Source organism: Pseudomonas sp. AIG (assembly GCF_977020205.1).
In genome coordinates, this window is sequence record NZ_CDROCK010000122.1 from 1 (window position 1) to 1,424 (window position 1,424).

Consider the following 1,424-nt stretch of genomic DNA (forward strand, 5'->3'; position numbering starts at 1 on the left):
TCGGTGACATTGGTCACGGCCGGCACGGTGCTCGGTACCAGACTCTCGAAGTTGCCGCCGGTCGCGGTCGAAATGGTTGCTTCGACTTTGCCTGCATCTTTGTAAACGTCATCCGTCGGCGCAGCGACGGTGACGGTGCCAGTGGTTTTACCCGCCTCGATGGTGATCACGGCGCCGTTGGACAGGGTCACGGTGACTGGTGAGCCAGCCGCGTTGGTCAGCGTCGCGGTGTAGACGATCGAGCCCCCTTCAGCAACCGAGCCAGTCGCGCTCAGCGACAGGTTGGTGGTGTCGACGGTATCGGTGACGTTGGTCGAAACCGGTGTCTTGTCGGCCACGAGATTTTCGTAGTTGCCGCCGGTTACGCCAGTGATCGAGTTGGTCAGCGGCGCGTGGCCGGTCAGCGCATCGTTCGGTGCGGTGAAGGTCACGGTGCCGGTGGTTTTGCCGACTTCGATGGTGATGTTCTGACCATTGGCCAGCGTCACGGTGACCGGCGAACCGGTGACTGGTGCGCCCACAGTGGCGGTATAAGTGACGGTGCCGCCTTCAGCCACGGAGGTATCGGCCGTCAGTTTGACGGTCGAGGTGTCGATGGTATCGGTGACTTCGGTCACGGCCGGCACGGTGCTCGGCACCAGGTTTTCGAAGTTGCCGCCAGTCGCGGTCGAAATCGTCGCTTCGACTTTGCCGGCGTCTTTGTAGACGTCATCGGCTGGCGCCGGGACAGACACGGTGCCAGTGGTTTTGCCGGCCTCGATGGTGATCACTGCGCCATTGGAAAGGGTCACGGTGACTGGCGAACCAGCGGCGTTGGTCAGGGTGGCGGTGTAAACAATCGAACCGCCTTCGGCCACGGTACCGGTCGCGCTCAGCGACAGATCGGTGGTGTCGACAGTGTCAGTGACGTTGGTCGAAACCGGGGTCTTGTCGGCCACCAGATTCTCGTAATTGCCACCGCTGACCTCGGTGATTGCATTGGTGATCGGTGCGTGACCGGTCAATGCATCGTTCGGGGCGGTAGTGGTTGCGGTCCCGGTGGTTTGGCCGACGCCAATGGTGATGGTCTGACCGTTTGACAGGGTGACGACGACAGGCGAACCGGTAACCGGCGCACCCACCGTCGCGGTGTAGGTGACGGTGCCGCCTTCAGCCACGGAGGTATCGGCCGTCAGTTTCACGGTCGAGGTGTCGATGGTGTCGGTGACGTTGGTCACTGCCGGAACAGTGCTCGGCACCAGGTTCTCGAAGTTGCCACCGGTGGCGGTCGAAATAGTCGCTTCGACTTTGCCTGCATCTTTGTAAACGTCATCTGCCGGAGCTGGAACGGTGACAGTGCCGGAAGTCTTGCCCGCGTCGATGGTAATCACGGCGCCGTTCGACAGGGTCACGGTGACTGGCGAGCCAGCCGCGTTGGTCAGCGT

Annotated in this window: 1 protein-coding gene; it reads right to left on the reverse strand. The window is 62.0% G+C overall.

Annotated features, from left to right (window positions below):
- Window positions 1-1,424, reverse strand: a 1,424-nt coding sequence (locus ACWR1S_RS30790) for an immunoglobulin-like domain-containing protein (protein ID WP_454566134.1), incomplete at both ends; no start/stop codon positions are given.